The 16,091-nt window shown below is 65.4% G+C and carries 11 protein-coding genes; 5 read left to right on the forward strand and 6 right to left on the reverse strand.

The features are described 5' to 3' along the window. Window positions 1-40: 40 nt before the first annotated feature. The 3 genes from aldA to hutH form a co-directional block, all read right to left on the reverse strand. Window positions 41-1,462 carry an aldehyde dehydrogenase gene (gene aldA, locus E1956_RS21745; protein ID WP_134752809.1) on the reverse strand — a complete coding sequence of 474 codons (1,422 nt, stop codon included), beginning with the start codon at window positions 1,460-1,462 and terminating at the stop codon, window positions 41-43. Window positions 1,463-1,716: 254 nt separating this feature from the next. Beyond that, on the reverse strand, window positions 1,717-3,405 hold the full coding sequence (gene hutU, locus E1956_RS21750; RefSeq protein ID WP_134752811.1) for a urocanate hydratase: 1,689 nt from the start codon (window positions 3,403-3,405) through the stop codon (window positions 1,717-1,719). 25 nt (window positions 3,406-3,430) lie between these two features. Further along, the gene (gene hutH / locus E1956_RS21755; RefSeq protein ID WP_134752813.1) at window positions 3,431-4,966 is read right to left on the reverse strand and encodes a histidine ammonia-lyase; all 1,536 of its coding nucleotides are present in this window, start codon (window positions 4,964-4,966) and stop codon (window positions 3,431-3,433) included. A gap of 243 nt (window positions 4,967-5,209) precedes the next feature. Here hutH and E1956_RS21760 point away from each other — a divergent pair, with 243 nt between their 5' ends. From E1956_RS21760 to E1956_RS21780, 5 genes are all read left to right on the forward strand, one after another. After that, a complete protein-coding gene (locus tag E1956_RS21760; RefSeq protein ID WP_134752815.1) occupies window positions 5,210-5,968 on the forward strand; it encodes an ABC transporter substrate-binding protein in 759 nt (252 codons plus the stop codon). Window positions 5,969-6,053: 85 nt separating this feature from the next. Beyond that, on the forward strand, window positions 6,054-6,743 hold the full coding sequence (locus E1956_RS21765; RefSeq protein WP_134752817.1) for an ABC transporter permease: 690 nt from the start codon (window positions 6,054-6,056) through the stop codon (window positions 6,741-6,743). Continuing rightward, window positions 6,740-7,453, forward strand: a complete 714-nt coding sequence (locus E1956_RS21770; protein ID WP_133195821.1) for an ABC transporter permease — start codon at window positions 6,740-6,742, stop codon at window positions 7,451-7,453. Before E1956_RS21765 ends, E1956_RS21770 begins: the two co-directional genes overlap by 4 nt. A 31-nt stretch (window positions 7,454-7,484) precedes the next feature. Beyond that, window positions 7,485-8,252 carry an ABC transporter ATP-binding protein gene (locus E1956_RS21775; protein WP_028220435.1) on the forward strand — a complete coding sequence of 256 codons (768 nt, stop codon included), beginning with the start codon at window positions 7,485-7,487 and terminating at the stop codon, window positions 8,250-8,252. Between the two features lie 457 nt (window positions 8,253-8,709). Then, window positions 8,710-10,698 carry a gamma-glutamyltransferase family protein gene (locus E1956_RS21780; protein ID WP_134752819.1) on the forward strand — a complete coding sequence of 663 codons (1,989 nt, stop codon included), beginning with the start codon at window positions 8,710-8,712 and terminating at the stop codon, window positions 10,696-10,698. 95 nt (window positions 10,699-10,793) lie between these two features. Here the strand turns inward: E1956_RS21780 and E1956_RS21785 are convergent, their stop codons facing one another. The 3 genes from E1956_RS21785 to E1956_RS21795 form a co-directional block, all read right to left on the reverse strand. Continuing rightward, window positions 10,794-14,303, reverse strand: a complete 3,510-nt coding sequence (locus E1956_RS21785) for a pyruvate carboxylase (protein ID WP_134752821.1) — start codon at window positions 14,301-14,303, stop codon at window positions 10,794-10,796. A gap of 279 nt (window positions 14,304-14,582) precedes the next feature. Next, window positions 14,583-14,789 (reverse strand): hypothetical protein, encoded by a 207-nt coding sequence (locus E1956_RS21790; RefSeq protein ID WP_134752823.1) that lies wholly within the window; start codon window positions 14,787-14,789, stop codon window positions 14,583-14,585. A 328-nt stretch (window positions 14,790-15,117) separates the two neighbouring features. Beyond that, on the reverse strand, window positions 15,118-16,083 hold the full coding sequence (locus E1956_RS21795) for a VOC family protein (RefSeq protein ID WP_134752825.1): 966 nt from the start codon (window positions 16,081-16,083) through the stop codon (window positions 15,118-15,120). Window positions 16,084-16,091: the final 8 nt, after the last annotated feature.

A 16,091-nucleotide genomic window follows, 5' to 3' on the forward strand; every position in this document is an offset into this window, starting at 1 on the left:
AAACGCCCTTCACAACACATTCAATCAGTATGGCGAATCATCAAAACGGCATGACGACGAGGCGCGTCTGCGTGAATTCGAGCATGCCGTGCTTGCCGTCGTCGCCGCCGAGACCCGAGCGCTTCCAGCCGGCGTGAAAGCCCTGGTACGGGTCGGCGGGCGTGCGGTTCACGTAAAGTTCACCCGCCTCGATCTCGTTCGCGACCAGCATGGCCGAGCGATAGCGCTCCGTATAGAGCACCGAGGAAAGCCCGAACTGGTGATCGTTGGCCATGCGAAGGGCGTCGTCGAGCGTGTCGTAGGCGAGCACCGGCAGCACCGGCCCGAAGATCTCTTCCTGCACGATCTCCATGTCCTGGCGGCAGTGGCTCAGCAGCGTGGGCGGATAGAAGTGGCCCGCGCCTTCCGGCAGATAGCCACCCGTCTCGATCACGGCGCCTTCGGCCACGGCACGCTCGACCATCGCGTGGACCGCGGCGCGTGCCTGCGCGTTGACGAGCGGCCCCATACGAGCGGGGTCGACCGAGCGGTCGCCGAAGGTCACGGCGCTCATCTTCTCGCGCAGCAGCGCAACGAAGCGCGCATGCACGGACTCCTGCACATAGACGCGCTCGATGGCCGTGCAGAGCTGGCCGCAATGGGTCGTCTTGGAGCGCACGATCGCCGTGGCCGCGGCTTCGAGATCGGCATCGGCCTCGATGATCGCCGGGGTCTTGCCGCCCAACTCGAGCGAAGGCTTCGCGATGTTTTCCTTGCAGTAGTCGAGCACCTTGCGGCCCGCCGCCACGCTGCCCGTGAGCGTGATCATGCCCACGGCCGGATGCGTGCACAGCACAGCGGCCGTGTCATGGTCCATCGCCAGCACGTTGAAGATGCCCGGCGGCAGGTCGGCATCCTGGGCGGCGCGCGCCACTTCGAACGCCGAGCAGGGCGTGTTGTTGCTCGGGCGCGCCACGACGGTGTTGCCCGTAATGAGCGCCGGCGCAATCTTGCGCAGCAGCGTGTAGATCGGGAAATTGAACGGAATCAGGCACGCGGCCACGCCGATGGGCTCGCGCATCAGAATCAGGTTTTCGTTGGCGCTGTCGCTCGGGATCACCTCGCCCTCGATACGGCGCGCCCATTGCGCGTGGTAGCGCAGGATCTCGGCGGCGTAGTGGGCTTCGGAGGTGGCGTCGGCGACGCTCTTGCCGGACTCCGCGGCGAGGACCGCGCCGATGACCGGGGAGCGCGCGTCGATGGCGTCGGCGAAACGGGTCAGGATCGCGCCGCGCTCGGCGGCGGGCAGACGGCGCCAGGCGCGCTGGGCGTCTTTCGCGACCTCGACGGCGCGGATGGCGTCGTCGGCGCTTGCTGCGCTCACGTGGCCGATCAGCTCGGCGTTCGCCGGGTTGTAGACGGCGATGCGCTGCGCGTCCGCTTCAAGAAACTGCCCGTTAATGAAGTTGTAATCTGATCGCATGGTGTGATGCCGATTTGTCGCCACGTCTGGGGATGGAGGCAGTATCCCGAGGTGGTGAAGGCATCACAAACGATTAATTGTCGAGGGGAGCATGCGGAAAACGCATGGTTCGGCAAGGGCTGTCAGATGATGTAAGCACAACGTGAAGTCCACGCTGTCTACCCAACAAAAAAAGCGCCGCACGGCCACTCAAGCCGCACGGCGCCTTCTCGTGTGCCGCACGCACCGCCCCGCCAGCGGCGCGTGCAAACCCCTTACTTGCCCAGCATCGGCAGCTTCAGCCCAGCCTCACGCGCCGTCTGCTGTGCGAGCTCGTAGCCGGCATCCGCGTGACGCATCACACCCGTCGCCGGATCGTTCAGCAGCACCCGGCCCAGACGCTCATGCGCCGCCTGCGTGCCGTCGGCCACGATCACCACGCCCGAGTGCTGGCTGAAGCCCATGCCCACGCCGCCGCCGTGGTGCAGCGACACCCACGATGCCCCGCCTGCCGTGTTCAGCAGCGCGTTGAGCAACGGCCAGTCGCTCACGGCGTCCGAGCCGTCCTTCATCGATTCGGTCTCGCGGTTCGGGCTCGCCACCGAACCCGTGTCCAGGTGGTCGCGGCCGATCACGACCGGCGCCTTCAGCTCGCCGTTCTTGACCATCTCGTTGAACGCCTGGCCCAGACGATAGCGATCCTTCACGCCCACCCAGCAGATCCGCGCCGGCAGACCCTGGAACGCAATGCGCTCGCGCGCCATATCGAGCCAGTTGTGCAGGTGCGGATCGTCGGGGATCAGCTCCTTGACCTTCGCATCCGTCTTGTAGATGTCCTCAGGATCGCCCGAGAGCGCCACCCAGCGGAACGGACCCTTGCCCTCGCAGAACAGCGGGCGGATGTACGCCGGCACGAAGCCCGGGAAGTCGAACGCGTTTTCCACGCCCATTTCCAGCGCCATCTGGCGGATGTTGTTGCCGTAGTCGAGCGTCGCCGCGCCGCGTTCCTGCAGCGCGAGCATCGCGCGCACCTGGTGCGCCATCGACTGCTTCGCCGCCTTCACGATGCTTTCCGGCGCCACCTTCTGCGCCTCGCGCCACTGCTCGACCGTCCAGCCCTGCGGCAGGTAGCCGTTGATCGGGTCGTGCGCGCTCGTCTGGTCCGTCACGCAGTCCGGCGTGATGCCACGCGCCACGCATTCGGCGAACACGTCCGCCGCGTTGCCCAGCAGGCCCACCGAAACCGGCTTGCCGGTCTTCTTCGCTTCCTCGACGATGGCCAGCGCCTCGTCCAGCGTCTTGGCCTTGCGGTCCACGTAGCGCGTCTTCAGGCGGAAGTCGATGCGCGTCTCGTCGCATTCCACCGCGATCATCGAGAAGCCCGCCATCGTCGCAGCCAGCGGCTGTGCGCCGCCCATGCCGCCGAGACCGCCCGTGAGGATCCAGCGGCCGCTCGGGTCGCCCTTGAAGTGCTGGTTCGCCACCGAGAAGAACGTTTCGTAGGTGCCCTGCACGATGCCCTGCGAGCCGATGTAGATCCAGCTGCCCGCCGTCATCTGGCCGTACATCATGAGGCCCTTGCGGTCGAGCTCGTGGAAGTGCTCCCACGTGGCCCAGTGCGGCACGAGGTTGGAGTTCGCGAGCAGCACGCGCGGCGCGTCGGCGTGGGTGCGGAACACGCCCACCGGCTTGCCCGACTGGATCAGCAGCGTTTCGTCTTCGTTCAGGTCCTTCAGCGAGGCGAGGATCTGGTCGTAGCACTCCCAGTTGCGCGCGGCACGGCCAATGCCGCCGTACACGACGAGCGCGTGCGGATGCTCGGCCACTTCCGGGTCCAGATTATTCTGGATCATGCGGTAGGCGGCTTCGGCCAGCCAGGTCTTGCACACCTTCTCGCTGCCGCGCGGCGCGCGGATCGTGCGGGACGGGTCGAGGCGGGGATCAGTGAAGTTGGGATGGTTCATAACGGTCTCGGACGGGTTGTTTGGGTTATTGCTCGGATTCGAACGCGAACGGGCTGTGTGCCGCGATTGCGCCGTTCTGCACGAGCTGCGTCATGGCTGCGATATCGGGGGCGAAGTAGCGGTCCAGATCGTAGTGCGGGACTTCGCCGCGCACCGACTCCATCACTTTTTGCAGCGCCGGGCTAGTCGCGTGCGGTGCGCGCAGGTCCACGCCCTGGGCGGCGGCGAGCAGCTCGATCGCGAGGATGTTGGCCGTGTTCTCGGCGATGTCGCCGAGCTTGCGCGCGGCGAAGGTCGCCATCGACACGTGGTCTTCCTGGTTCGCCGAAGTCGGCAGCGAGTCGACCGAAGCCGGATGCGCGAGTGTCTTGTTCTCCGAGGCCAGCGCCGCTGCCGTCACATGCGCGATCATGAAGCCCGAGTTCACGCCGCCGTCCTTCACGAGGAAAGGCGGCAGGCCCGAGAGCGTCGCGTCGATCAGGAGTGCGATGCGGCGTTCGGCGAGCGCGCCGATTTCGGCGGCGGCCAGCGCGAGATTGTCGGCCGCGAACGCCACCGGCTCCGCGTGGAAGTTGCCGCCCGAGATGACTTCCTTCGTGTCCGGGAAGATCAGCGGGTTGTCCGAGACCGCGTTGGCTTCGATCAGCAGCACTTGCGCGGCGTGGCGCATCTGGTCGAGGCACGCGCCCATCACCTGCGGCTGGCAGCGCAGCGAGTACGGGTCCTGGACCTTGCCGCAGTCGCGGTGCGAGAGGTTGATCGACGAGCCTTCGAGCAGATCGCGATAGGCCGAGGCCGCTTCGATCTGGCCGCGATGGCCGCGCAGTTCATGGATGCGCGCGTCGAACGGCTTGACCGAGCCGGCAGCCGCGTCCACGCACAGCGCGCCGGAGACGAGCGCCGTGCGGTACAGGTCTTCGATGGCGAACAGGTTATAGATCGCGAGTGCCGCGGAAGCCTGCGTGCCGTTCAGGAGCGCCAGGCCTTCCTTCGCCTGCAGCGCGATCGGCTTGAGGCCGGCCAGACGCAGGCCCTCTTCCGCGCTCATGCGCTCGCCCTTCGCGAACACGTCGCCCACGCCCAGCAGCACCGCCGACATGTGCGAGAGCGGCGCGAGGTCGCCCGACGCGCCCACCGAGCCCTTCACCGGGATCACGGGCAGAACGTCTGCATTGAAGAGCGTGATGAGCGTCTGCATCACTTCGCGGCGGATCCCCGAGTGGCCGCGGCCAAGGCTCGAGAGCTTCAGCGCCATCATGAGGCGCACGACCGGGCGCGACATCGGCTCGCCCACGCCCACGGCGTGCGAGAGCACCAGGTTGCGCTGCAGCAGCTCGAGCTGGTCGATCGGAATATGCGTGCTGGCGAGACGCCCGAAGCCCGTGTTGATGCCGTAGGCCGGCTCACCCTTGGCCGTGATCTCGGCCACGGTGCGCGCGCTCGCGTCGATCGCCGCGAAGCTGGCCGGATCGAGCTGGAGCTGGATGCTGCTGCTGTCCTTGGCACGCGCGATCTGGCGCAGTTGTGTGAGGGTCAGATGGCCGGGAGTCAGGGTAATCATCGCAGTGAAATAAGTTGTCTGGACAAGGTAGCGGCAGATTACACAAAACGAGTTGTCTATACAAGTTAAAAATTCTCCGTGTATACCCTCGCCATCGCTCCCTAACGCCCAGATTACGGGGCCTTTCGGCTACGGAACAGCCACGCCACCCCAGGTAATAACACCGATTGCCGGCTACCCCGTGCAATCGGTAATTTGTATAGACAACTCACTGCTACGCAGAAAATCCCTTCCGGAGACGTCATGAAGAAACTTGCCCTGTGTGTCGCACTCGCTCTTGCAGCCGGCGGCGCTTACGCGAAAGACTGGACCACGATCCGTTTCGGCACGGACGCCAGCTACGCGCCGTTCGAGTCGAAGGCACCCGATGGCAAGCTCGTCGGTTTCGATATCGATCTCGGCAACGAGATCTGCAAGCGCCTGAACGCGAAGTGCGTGTGGGTCGAGCAGGACTTCGACGGCATGATCCCGGGCCTGAAGGCCAAGAAGTTCGACGGCGCGCTCTCCGCGCTCACGGTCACGCCGCAACGCGAGCAGCAGATCGCCTTCACCGCGAAGCTCTACAACACCCCCACGCGCCTCGTCGCGAAGAAGGGCTCGCCCCTGCAGCCGACCGTCGAGTCGCTCAAGGGCAAGTCGGTGGGCGTCGAGCAGGGCTCGACCCAGGAAACCTTCGCCAAGGAAAACTGGGCGACCAAGGGCGTCAACGTCATCACCTACCAGAACCAGGACCAGGTTTATCTGGACCTGAAATCGGGCCGCCTGGACGCCGCGCTGCAAGACGAAGTGCAAGCCGACCTCGGCTTCCTGAAGACGCCGCGCGGCGCCGGCTTCGCGTTCGCCGGTCCGGAGCTGCCCACGGGCGCGGCCGCCATCGGCCTGCGCAAGGACGACGCCGACCTCAAGGCGAAGATCGACAAGACGATCGCCGACATGATCAAGGACGGCACCTACAAGAAGATCGAGTCGAAGTACTTCGACTTCGACGTATACGGCGGCTAGGCCCTCACGCCTCATCTGCATCAACACGGGTGCGCATGCCGCGCCGCTGCCCGGCACGCGCCCCGTCATTGAAGGACGTCCATCCATGCTCTTCCAAGGCTTCGGCCCTCTCCTCCTCGCCGGCACATGGGAAACCATCAAGCTCGCGCTGCTGTCGCTCGCCGCGGCGTTCCTGCTGGGTCTCGCCGGCGCCGCCGCGAAGCTCTCGCCCAACCGCGTGGTGTCGCGCATCGGCACGCTGTACACGACGCTGATCCGCGCGGTCCCCGATCTCGTGCTGATGCTGCTGCTCTTCTACAGCATCCAGATCTGGCTGAACCACCTCACCGACGCGATCGGCATGGACCAGATCGACATCGATCCGTTCGTGGCCGGCGTCATCACGCTCGGGTTCATCTACGGTGCGTATTTCACCGAGACTTTCCGCGGCGCGTTTCTCGCCGTGCCGCGCGGCCAGATCGAGGCCGGCTTTGCCTATGGCATGAGCTCCACGCGCGTGTTCACGCGCATCCTGTTCCCGCAGATGATGCGTTTCGCGCTGCCGGGCATCGGCAATAACTGGCAGGTGCTCGTGAAGGCGACCGCGCTCGTCTCGATCATCGGGCTCGCCGATGTGGTGAAGGCCGCGCAGGACGCGGGCAAGGCCACCCAGGCATTCTTTTTCTTCACGCTCGTGACCGGCGCGATCTATCTCGCCATCACCACCGTTTCCAACCTGGCATTGCACCGCCTCGAAAAGCGTTATTCGACCGGTGTGCGGAGGGCCGCGCTGTGATCGAACTCATTCAGCAATACTGGCCAAACTACCTGTACAGCGACGGCTTCAACTATAGCGGCCTCGTCATCACGCTCTGGCTGCTGGTGGTCTCGATCGTGCTGGGCTTCGGGCTTGCCGTGCCGCTCGCGATTGCGCGCGCTTCGCGCAATCCGTGGATTTCGCGCCCGGTCTGGCTCTACACCTACGTGTTTCGCGGCACGCCGCTCTATGTGCAGCTGCTGCTCTGCTACACCGGCATCTACAGCCTGCAATATGTGCATACGCACGCGCTGCTCGGCGAGTTCTTCCGTAGCGCGATGAATTGCACGCTGCTCGCGTTCACGCTCAACGAATGCGCCTACGCCACCGAGATCTTCGCGGGCGCCATCAAGGAGACCGCCTACGGCGAGATCGAAGCGGCCCTCGCCTACGGCATGTCGAAGTACAAGCTCTACACGCGCATCATCCTGCCCTCGGCCTTGCGCCGCGCGCTGCCCTCGTACAGCAACGAGGTCATCCTGATGCTGCACGCGACGACGCTCGCGTTCACCGCGACCGTGCCCGACATCCTGAAAGTGGCGCGCGACGCGAACTCCGCCACCTATATGACTTTCCAGGCATACGGCATTGCGGCCGCGCTCTACGCGACGATCGTCTTTGCCCTGATCTGGGGCTTCCGCCGCATGGAAACCCGTATGCTGGCTTACCTGAAACCGCAAGGGCACTAAACCCGTTTAGCGCTGATGGAGTGTATTGAGAATGTACAAGCTGATTGTTGACGACTTGCACAAGAAGTTCGGCGAGAACGAGGTTTTGAAGGGCGTCTCGCTCAAGGCGAAAGCCGGTGACGTGATCAGCCTGATCGGGTCCAGCGGTTCGGGCAAGAGCACGTTCCTGCGTTGCATTAACTTCCTCGAATCGCCGTGCTCGGGCCGCATCACGCTCAACGGCGAAGAGATTCGCACGAGCCCCGACCGCAGCGGTTCGCTGCGCGTGAGCGATCCGAAGCAGCTGCGGGCCATGCGCACACGCCTTTCGATGGTGTTCCAGCATTTCAACCTGTGGGCGCACATGACCGTGCTCGAGAACATCATCGAGGCGCCGGTGAGCGTGCTGGGGTTGAGCCGCAGCGAAGCGGAAGAGCGCGCACTCAAGTACCTGGCCAAGGTGGGCCTCGCGACCGGCGTCGAGCACAAGTACCCGTCGCATCTGTCCGGCGGCCAGCAGCAGCGCGTGGCCATCGCCCGCGCGCTGGCCATGGAACCCGAAGTCATGCTGTTCGACGAGCCCACCTCCGCGCTCGACCCCGAGCTCGTGGGCGAGGTGCTGCGCGTGATGCAGGCACTCGCGGAAGAAGGCCGCACGATGATCGTCGTCACGCACGAGATGGGCTTCGCGCGCAACGTGTCGAATCACGTCGTCTTCCTGCACAAAGGCAAGATCGAAGAGCAAGGCGACCCCAAGGAAGTGCTCAATGCACCGCGCAGCGAACGGCTGCAGCAGTTCCTCTCGGGGCGCCTGAAGTAAGCGTCATCCGCGCGCGGGGGATCGCCCGAATTTCATCAGGCATGCTGATTAACTGAGGTAGCGGTTCGATCCCCCGCCCCATCCGCACACATGCGTCGCCGCGCCTCCCGCGCCTCGGCTACCCTCCGCTCGATCACACTCGCGGCGAAAGTGCGCTCCCTCACGAGCGCCGAAGGTTCACCCGAACCCGCCTCGGTGCCCCGCACGATTTCGGCATGCGCTCCGGCCTGCTCCGGGGCCAATGCATCCTCCAGCGACCCACCTGATATCGCACGATGGCGCGCGCATCCTTTTCGCGCGCCACATTCTTACGAATATCTTCTGATTCATATCGCATCGTCACGAATCAGAAATATTTCCGATTGCTTGTTGAAAACATTTCTGGAAGTATTTACCGGCGTCTCACAGGCCTCGACATGCGCGCTGGCCTCGAACAACAACATCCGGTCCCGAACCCATGAACAACAAGACGATCCTGCCGTACGCGTCGGCGTTGCTCGCCGCCGCGCTGATGGCCGCATGCGGCGGCAACAGCGAAAGCCCCGCCCCCTCCACGCCCAGCGCGTCGCAGGATTCGGCCTGCCTCGCGATCGACAGCAGCGGCGCCACTGTCGTCGTGGGCTCGAACCAGCCCGGCGACCCTTCGCTGCCCGAGGCGGCATCCGGCTACCGGACCGGACTGAAGCCGATCTACGCGAAGACCTACATGGTTGCAACGTCGAACGCGTATGCGAGCAAGGCCGGCTGTGCGGTGCTCAAGCAAGGCGGGACCGCCGCCGATGCCGCCGTCGCCGTGCAGGCCGTGCTCGGGCTGACCGTGCCGGAGGCAACCGGCCTCGGCTCCGGCGGCGTGCTGCTGTACTACGACGCGGCCAGCAAGACCGTGCAGGCCTATGACGGCCGGGAGACGGCGCCCGCCGCCGCAACCGAAAACTACCTGCGCTATGTCGACGACGCGAACGACCAGACCGCGCCGGTGCCGAGCGCACGCGCGAGTGGCCGCTCGATCGGCACGATCGGCGTCCCGCGGCTCATCGAGGCGCTGCAGCATGATCACGGCAAGCTGCCGTGGAGCGGCCTGTTCGGCGACGCGATCTCGCTCGCGACCGACGGCTTCCCGATCGGCGGCCGGCTCGCCGCCGCAATCTCATCGAATGCGAGCAGCCTGAAGCGCGACGCCGAAGCCGCCGCGTATTTCCTGAACGCCGACGGCACGCCGAAGGCGCTCGGCACCGTGCTGAAGAACCCCGCCTACGCCGACGCGCTCACACGGATGGCCAGCGAAGGCGCCAACGCGCTGTACTCCGGCACCCTCGCGCAGGACATCGTCGCGAAGATCGCGACGAGCGCCGCCGCCGACGGCTCGCCGATCACGCCCGGCAAGACGACGCTCGCCGACCTCGCCGGCTACGAGGCGAAGCGGCGCGATCCCGTGTGCACGACCTATCGCGGCGCGTACTGGGTGTGCGGGATGCCGCCGCCGTCGTCGGGCGGCATCGCGGTCGCAGCCGCGCTCGGCATCCTCGAGAACTTCGACCTGAAGTCGCTCGGGCCAACCGCGATCGATCTCGAAGGCGGCAAGCCGACCGTCGCCGGCGTGCATCTGATCAGCGAGGCCGAACGGCTCGCCTACGCGGATCGCGACAAGTACGTGGCCGATACGGACTTCATCCCGCTTCCCGGCGGCACCTGGGACACGCTGCTGAACAAGCCATATCTGAAGCAGCGCGCGGCATTGATCAGTACCACGAAGAGCATGGGCACGGCGCAGCCCGGCGATCTCGGCGCGGTGCCGCTCGGCGTCGACAAGACGCTGATCGAGCACGGCACCAACCAGTTCACGATCGTCGACGGCAGCGGCAACGTCGTCAGCGCGACGACCACCGTCGAATCGAGCATGGGTTCGTTCCACATGACACACGGCTTCCTGCTGAACAACCAGCTGACCGACTTCTCCGCGAACCCGACCGACAGCACCGGCGCGCTCGTCGCGAACCGCTTGCAGCCGGGCAAGCGGCCGCGCAGCTCGATGGCGCCGACGCTCGTGTTCAAGGTCGCCGCGGACGGCTCGAAGGGCGACTTCGTCATGGCCACCGGCTCTCCCGGCGGCGGCACGATTCCGCAGTACGTCGTGAAGACGCTGGTCGGCACGCTCGACTGGGGACTCGATGCGCAGCAGTCCGCCGGGCTCGTCGATTTCGGCGCGAGCAACGGCCCGGTCACGACCGTCGGCGGCGAGCATCCGAACGTCGACACCAGCAACAACGGTGCGAACGATCCACTGATCACCGGGCTGAAGGCGCTCGGGCACGCGGTGTCGACGTCGGCGCAGGTCAGTGGCGTGAATACCGTGATGCGGGTGACGGTGAGCGGCGCGAACGTGCTGCAGGGCGGCACGGATCCGCGGCGTGAAGGCGTGGTGCTGGGGGATACGTTTACGCGGTGAATGGGGTGTATGCGTGTAACGCATCGGGCGCGCCGTTATCCAAACGCGGATAACGAGGCGCGCCGATGCACGTGAACCATCGGCCCCCGTCTTGCCTACACGTCCCCCCTCAGCTCGATCAGCAGGTCCTTGGCCGCCACCCGGTCACCGGGCTTCACATGCACGGCGGCGATTTCGCAATCTCGTTCCGCCGCAATGTGCGTTTCCATCTTCATCGCCTCGAGTGCGATCAGCGTCGTGCCGGCCGTCACCCGTTGACCAGGCTGCACCGCCACCGTCACCACGGAACCCGGCATCGGCGCGGCAACATGCAAGGGATTGGCCGGATCGGCACGCTGCAGGCCGTGGCGCTCCTTGCCCGCGTGCACGATCGTCTTCGGCTCGACGAGCGCCGTGCGCGACTGGCCGTTCAGCTCGAATTGCACTTTCACCATGCCGTCCTGCGCATCGGCATGCTGCCCCTGCAGCGAGATGAGCAGCGTCTTGCCCGGCGAGATGTCGATCGCCACCTCCTCCTGGGGCTGCAGGCCGTACAGGAACGCGGACGTCGGCACGACGGACGTATCGCTGTACGCGCGCACGTGCGCGTAATAGTCGACGGTCTGCTTCGGATACATCAGGTACGACGCCAGTTGCCGGTCGTCGAGCGGCCGCTCGCACTCGGCTTCGGCCTGCGTGCGCGCGGCATCGAGATCGACAGCGGGCAACTGGTCGCCGGGACGATACGGCGCCGGCGGCTCGCTCTTGAGCACCTTGCGCGACAGGTCTGCAGGAAAGCCGTCCGGCGGGAAACCGAGCTCGCCCTTGAACAGCGACACGACCGACTCCGGAAATGCAATGTCTCTCGCCGGGTTGCGCACGTCGTCCACGCTGAGATCGTTCGCGACCATCATCAGCGCCATGTCGCCCACCACCTTCGAAGTGGGCGTCACCTTGACGATATCGCCAAACAGCCGGTTCACGTCCGCATAGGCGCGCGACACCTCGGTCCAGCGATGATCGATGCCGAGCGAGCGGGCCTGCTCGCGCAAGTTCGTGTACTGGCCGCCGGGCATCTCGTGACGGTAGACGTCGGCCGTGCCGGCGCGGATCTCCGATTCGAACGGTGCGTAGTAGCGGCGCACGCCCTCCCAGTACATCGACGCTTCGTGCAAGCGATCCGGATCGAGCCCCGGATCGCGCTCGCTGCCGGCCAGCGACGCCGCGACGCTCGACAGGTTCGGCTGGGACGTGAGGCCGCTCATCGCGTCGAGCGCGCCATCGACCGCGTCGCATCCGGCGTCGATCGCGGCGAGCACCGAAGCCGCGGCAATGCCGCTCGTGTCGTGCGTGTGGAAATGCACGGGCAGGCCCGTCTCCTCCTTAAGCGCCTTCACGAGCGTTGCAACCGCCTGCGGCCGGCAGATGCCGGCCATGTCCTTGATGCCGAGCACGTGCACGCCGGCCTGCTGCAGCTCGCGCGCGATGGCGACGTAATACTTGAGGTCGTACTTCGGGCGCGATGCATCGAACAGGTCGCCGGTGTAGCAGATCGCGCCTTCGCACAGCATGCCGCTCTCGCCGACCGCATCGATCGCCACCCGCATGTTGCGAACCCAGTTCAGCGAATCGAATACGCGGAACACGTCGACGCCTGCGCTCGCGGCCTGCTGCACGAAAAAGCGCACGACATTGTCCGCGTAGTTCGTATAACCCACGGCATTCGACCCGCGCAACAACATCTGGAACAGGATGTTCGGCACGCGTTCGCGCAGCAAGGCGAGCCGCTCCCAGGGATCTTCCTTCAGGAAGCGCAGCGCGACGTCGAAGGTCGCGCCGCCCCAGCATTCGAGCGAGAACAGTTGCGACAGCTCGCGGGCGTAAAACGGCGCGATCGGCAGCATGTCGGCCGTGCGCATGCGCGTCGCGAACAGCGACTGGTGCGCGTCACGCATCGTCGTGTCGGTCAACAGCACCTGCTTCTGTTCGAGCATCCAGCGCGAGAACTGCTGCGGCCCGAGCTCGCGCAGACGATCGCGCGTGCCGGCCGGAATGGCCTTCGACGTATCGATCTTCGGCAACACCGGTTTCGGCAAGGGCAGCGCCGGCAGCGTGCGTCCGCTCATCTCGCCGTTGCCGTTCACGTTCAGCTCGCCGAGATAGCGCAGCAGCTTCGTCGCGCGATCGCCGCGCTTCGCGATGGCGAGCAGTTCGGGCGTGCGGTCGATGAAGCGGGTCGTGACCTCGCCCGCGATAAACGCCGGATGGTTGATCACGTTGCCGAGAAACTGCAGGTTCGACGCCACGCCGCGAATCCGGAACTCGCGCAGTGCGCGATCCATCCGGTGGATCGACTCGGCTGCCGTCGGCGCCCACGTCGTCACCTTGACCAGCAGGGAGTCGTAGTACGGCGTGATGACCGCACCGCCATAGGCGGTGCCCGCATCGAGCCGCACCCCGAAGCCCGCCGCGCTGCGGTACGCGCTGAGCCGTCCGTAATCGGGCAGGAAATCGTTCTCCGGATCCTCCGTCGTGATCCGGCATTGCAGCGCATGACCGTTCAGCGGGATCGCCTGCTGCGACGGCACGCCAGCGGCACGCTGCGCGAGCGCGCCGCTGGCGTCGTTCACGTCATCTGCGAGGCCGATCTGGCCGCCTTCGGTGATACGGATCTGCGCCTTCACGATGTCGATGCCGGTGATCATCTCGGTCACCGTGTGCTCGACCTGGATGCGCGGGTTCACCTCAATGAAATAGAACTTTCCGGTGTCGGCATCCATCAGGAATTCGACGGTGCCCGCATGCGTATAACCGACCGCGCGCATCAGGCGCAGCGCCGATTCGCACAGCGCCTGGCGGCCGTCGTGATCGAGGTACGGCGCGGGCGCGCGTTCGACCACCTTCTGATTGCGACGCTGCACCGTGCAGTCGCGCTCGTACAGATGCACGACCGTGCCATGCAGATCGCCGAGCACCTGCACCTCGACGTGCCGCGCGTTGCGCACGAGTTTCTCGACATACACCTCGTCGTTGCCGAACGCGGCCAGCGCCTCGCGCCGCGCCGCGGCGAGCGACGCCTCGAGGTCGCGCTCGCTCTCGAGCACGCGCATCCCGCGTCCGCCGCCCCCCCAGCTCGCCTTGAGCATCAGCGGATAGCCGACCTCCGCCGCGAGGCGCCGGCACGCGTCGAGATCGTCGGGCAACGGCGCGGTCGCGGGCATCACCGGCACGCCCGCGGCGATCGCGGCGTTGCGCGCGGCCACCTTGTTGCCGAGCGTACGCATCACCTCGGGCGTGGGGCCGATCCAGCGGATCCCGGCATCGATGACGGCCTGCGCGAAATCGGGATTCTCGGAGAGGAATCCGTAACCGGGATGGATCGCGTCGACCTTCGCCTGCCGTGCGACGCGCAGAATGTCGTCGATGTCGAGATACGCGGCGAGCGGCTTCTTGCCTTCGCCAATCAGGTAGCTCTCATCGGCCTTGAAGCGATGCAGTGCGAGGCGGTCTTCTTTCGAATAGATCGCCACGGTGCGGATGTTCAGCTCCGCGGCGGCGCGCATCACGCGAATCGAGATTTCCGAGCGATTCGCGACCAGGATGGACTGGATGGGGATAGGAGTCACGTCGGCTATGAATCGGTAATGGTTGAATAGAGTCCGCCAACGCGATCGATCCGCTCCCGGATCGCGTCGCTGGACAGCGCACGATCACTCGCATCGGTGGTTCGCAATTGCATGGGGCCGCTTGCCGCTAACAGCATTGTCGTCATGTGGCCGGACCGTCGCCATCGACATTGCGACGACGAGCGGTGCTCAGCCGACCAGGCGATGACGTGAGTGTGCAACGCGCGAGGCGATCGTCAACTGGGGGCAACACGCACACGCCATCGATCCGGAACAGCGTCAATCGCGGCTCACGAACGGCGACGCGTGATCCATCCAGTCGTAATGCGCGCCGCTTCTCGCCCATGCCCAATTCGCGCCGTTGCGCTGCGCGCCGTTCGAGCCGGGGCGCTTGGCTAATGGATCGACGTCTACCGTGGCTCTTTTGCGCGCGACATGCTGTTCGTCGTCGCGCCGGGCTTCGTTGCGTTTGCTGTAACCAGTCATTGCCTTACCTTACGTTTGAAAAGGAGCGTTTCGTCCTTCGGGCAAGGTGGCAAGCCCGTTCATTCTCAAGGTCTGCGTGCCGGAAAGCAGGTTGCCAAGGACGGTCTTCGACTGAAGCAAAAAACAAGCCACAGCAAATGATGTCCATTCAGCGCCGGATTCCGGTGGACTTGAGCGCTGAATCGTCGCAATCCGTTTCAAGTGTGGAATTGGAATTTCAGTTCTGCAATGCAATTCGTTGCGAGGCGCGTACGCACGCGCCTGAACCGACCGGTCGGACGATCATTGGCAAAGGAGTGTCGACCTGTTCAAAGCGCTATTCAAGGGCTCACCGCTTTGCTCGCTCCGTCATGAACTTGCCCTGCGGCGCTTCCGCATTCTTCTGGCGGCGCGTGTTGCCGTCGAGGCCGCCATCAACCGCCCACTCCGCAAACACGGTCGGGCCCGGCTCGAAATCACGCGGCTGCCATTCCGGCGTGAGCACGTCTTCGTCGGCGTAATACTCGATCAGCGCGCCCGCCGGGTTCTTGAAGTACCAGAAGTACGCCGACGAAACCGGATGCCGGCCAGGGCCCAGCTGCGTGGTCCAGCCGCAACGGCTGATATGCAGGCCGCCGCCGAACACCTCGTGGATGTCGCGCACCGTGAATGCCACGTGATTGAGGCCCTTCTTGCCGTCGGGCAGCGCGAGCAGGAACAGGTCGTGGTGGCCGCCGTGCGGCGCGCAGCGCATGAAGGCGCCGCGGTCCGGATAGCGGTCCGATGTCTCGAAGCCGAGCAGCTCGTGATAGAACTGCTCCTGCTCCGCGAGGCAGTTCGTGAAGAACACCACGTGACCCACTTCCACCGGTCGCGCGCGCTCATAGATCGGCGACGGCGTATCCACACGCAGCGTCTGGCCCCATACGTTCGACGGCGAGCCCTTCACGTCGATCTCGCGCCGGCGCGTGACTTCCACGCGAATCGCCATGCCTGCGGGGTCGAAGCAACCCACCGCTTCCGGCTCGCTGTAATAGCCCGGCTGGCCCTTCAGGCGCTCGCGCAATGCGTCGAGTTCTTCGCGCGTGGCTACGCCCCACGTCACTTCGCGCAGCGTCGGGCCTGCTTCGAAGGCGGCGGGCAGCGTGGCGTCGTTCGCATCGGCCACGAGCACGGTGCAGCCGTTGAGCGTTTCGAAACGCGCACGCGTTTCGTCGTGCGACGTCTCCGTCAAACCCCAGTCGTCGAAGAAACGCCGGCAGGTTTCGAGGTCGGTCACGCCGTAGGTAATCTGTTCGATGCCAAGAATCGTCATGTTCATTG

Origin of the sequence: Paraburkholderia pallida, assembly GCF_004524855.1 — a bacterium.
Taxonomy (GTDB): domain Bacteria; phylum Pseudomonadota; class Gammaproteobacteria; order Burkholderiales; family Burkholderiaceae; genus Paraburkholderia; species Paraburkholderia oxyphila.

Excerpts from the sequence above, each read along its gene's own strand:
- hutU (WP_134752811.1), bottom strand. The coding sequence starts at position 3,405 with ATGAACCATCCCAACTTCACTGATCCCCGCCTCGACCCGTCCCGCACG.
- E1956_RS21765 (WP_134752817.1), top strand. The coding sequence starts at position 6,054 with ATGCTCTTCCAAGGCTTCGGCCCTCTCCTCCTCGCCGGCACATGGGAA.
- E1956_RS21795 (WP_134752825.1), bottom strand. The coding sequence starts at position 16,083 with ATGACGATTCTTGGCATCGAACAGATTACCTACGGCGTGACCGACCTC.
- hutH (WP_134752813.1), bottom strand. The coding sequence starts at position 4,966 with ATGATTACCCTGACTCCCGGCCATCTGACCCTCACACAACTGCGCCAG.
- E1956_RS21790 (WP_134752823.1), bottom strand. The coding sequence starts at position 14,789 with ATGACTGGTTACAGCAAACGCAACGAAGCCCGGCGCGACGACGAACAG.
- E1956_RS21775 (WP_028220435.1), top strand. The coding sequence starts at position 7,485 with ATGTACAAGCTGATTGTTGACGACTTGCACAAGAAGTTCGGCGAGAAC.
- E1956_RS21780 (WP_134752819.1), top strand. The coding sequence starts at position 8,710 with ATGAACAACAAGACGATCCTGCCGTACGCGTCGGCGTTGCTCGCCGCC.
- E1956_RS21760 (WP_134752815.1), top strand. The coding sequence starts at position 5,210 with ATGAAGAAACTTGCCCTGTGTGTCGCACTCGCTCTTGCAGCCGGCGGC.
- aldA (WP_134752809.1), bottom strand. The coding sequence starts at position 1,462 with ATGCGATCAGATTACAACTTCATTAACGGGCAGTTTCTTGAAGCGGAC.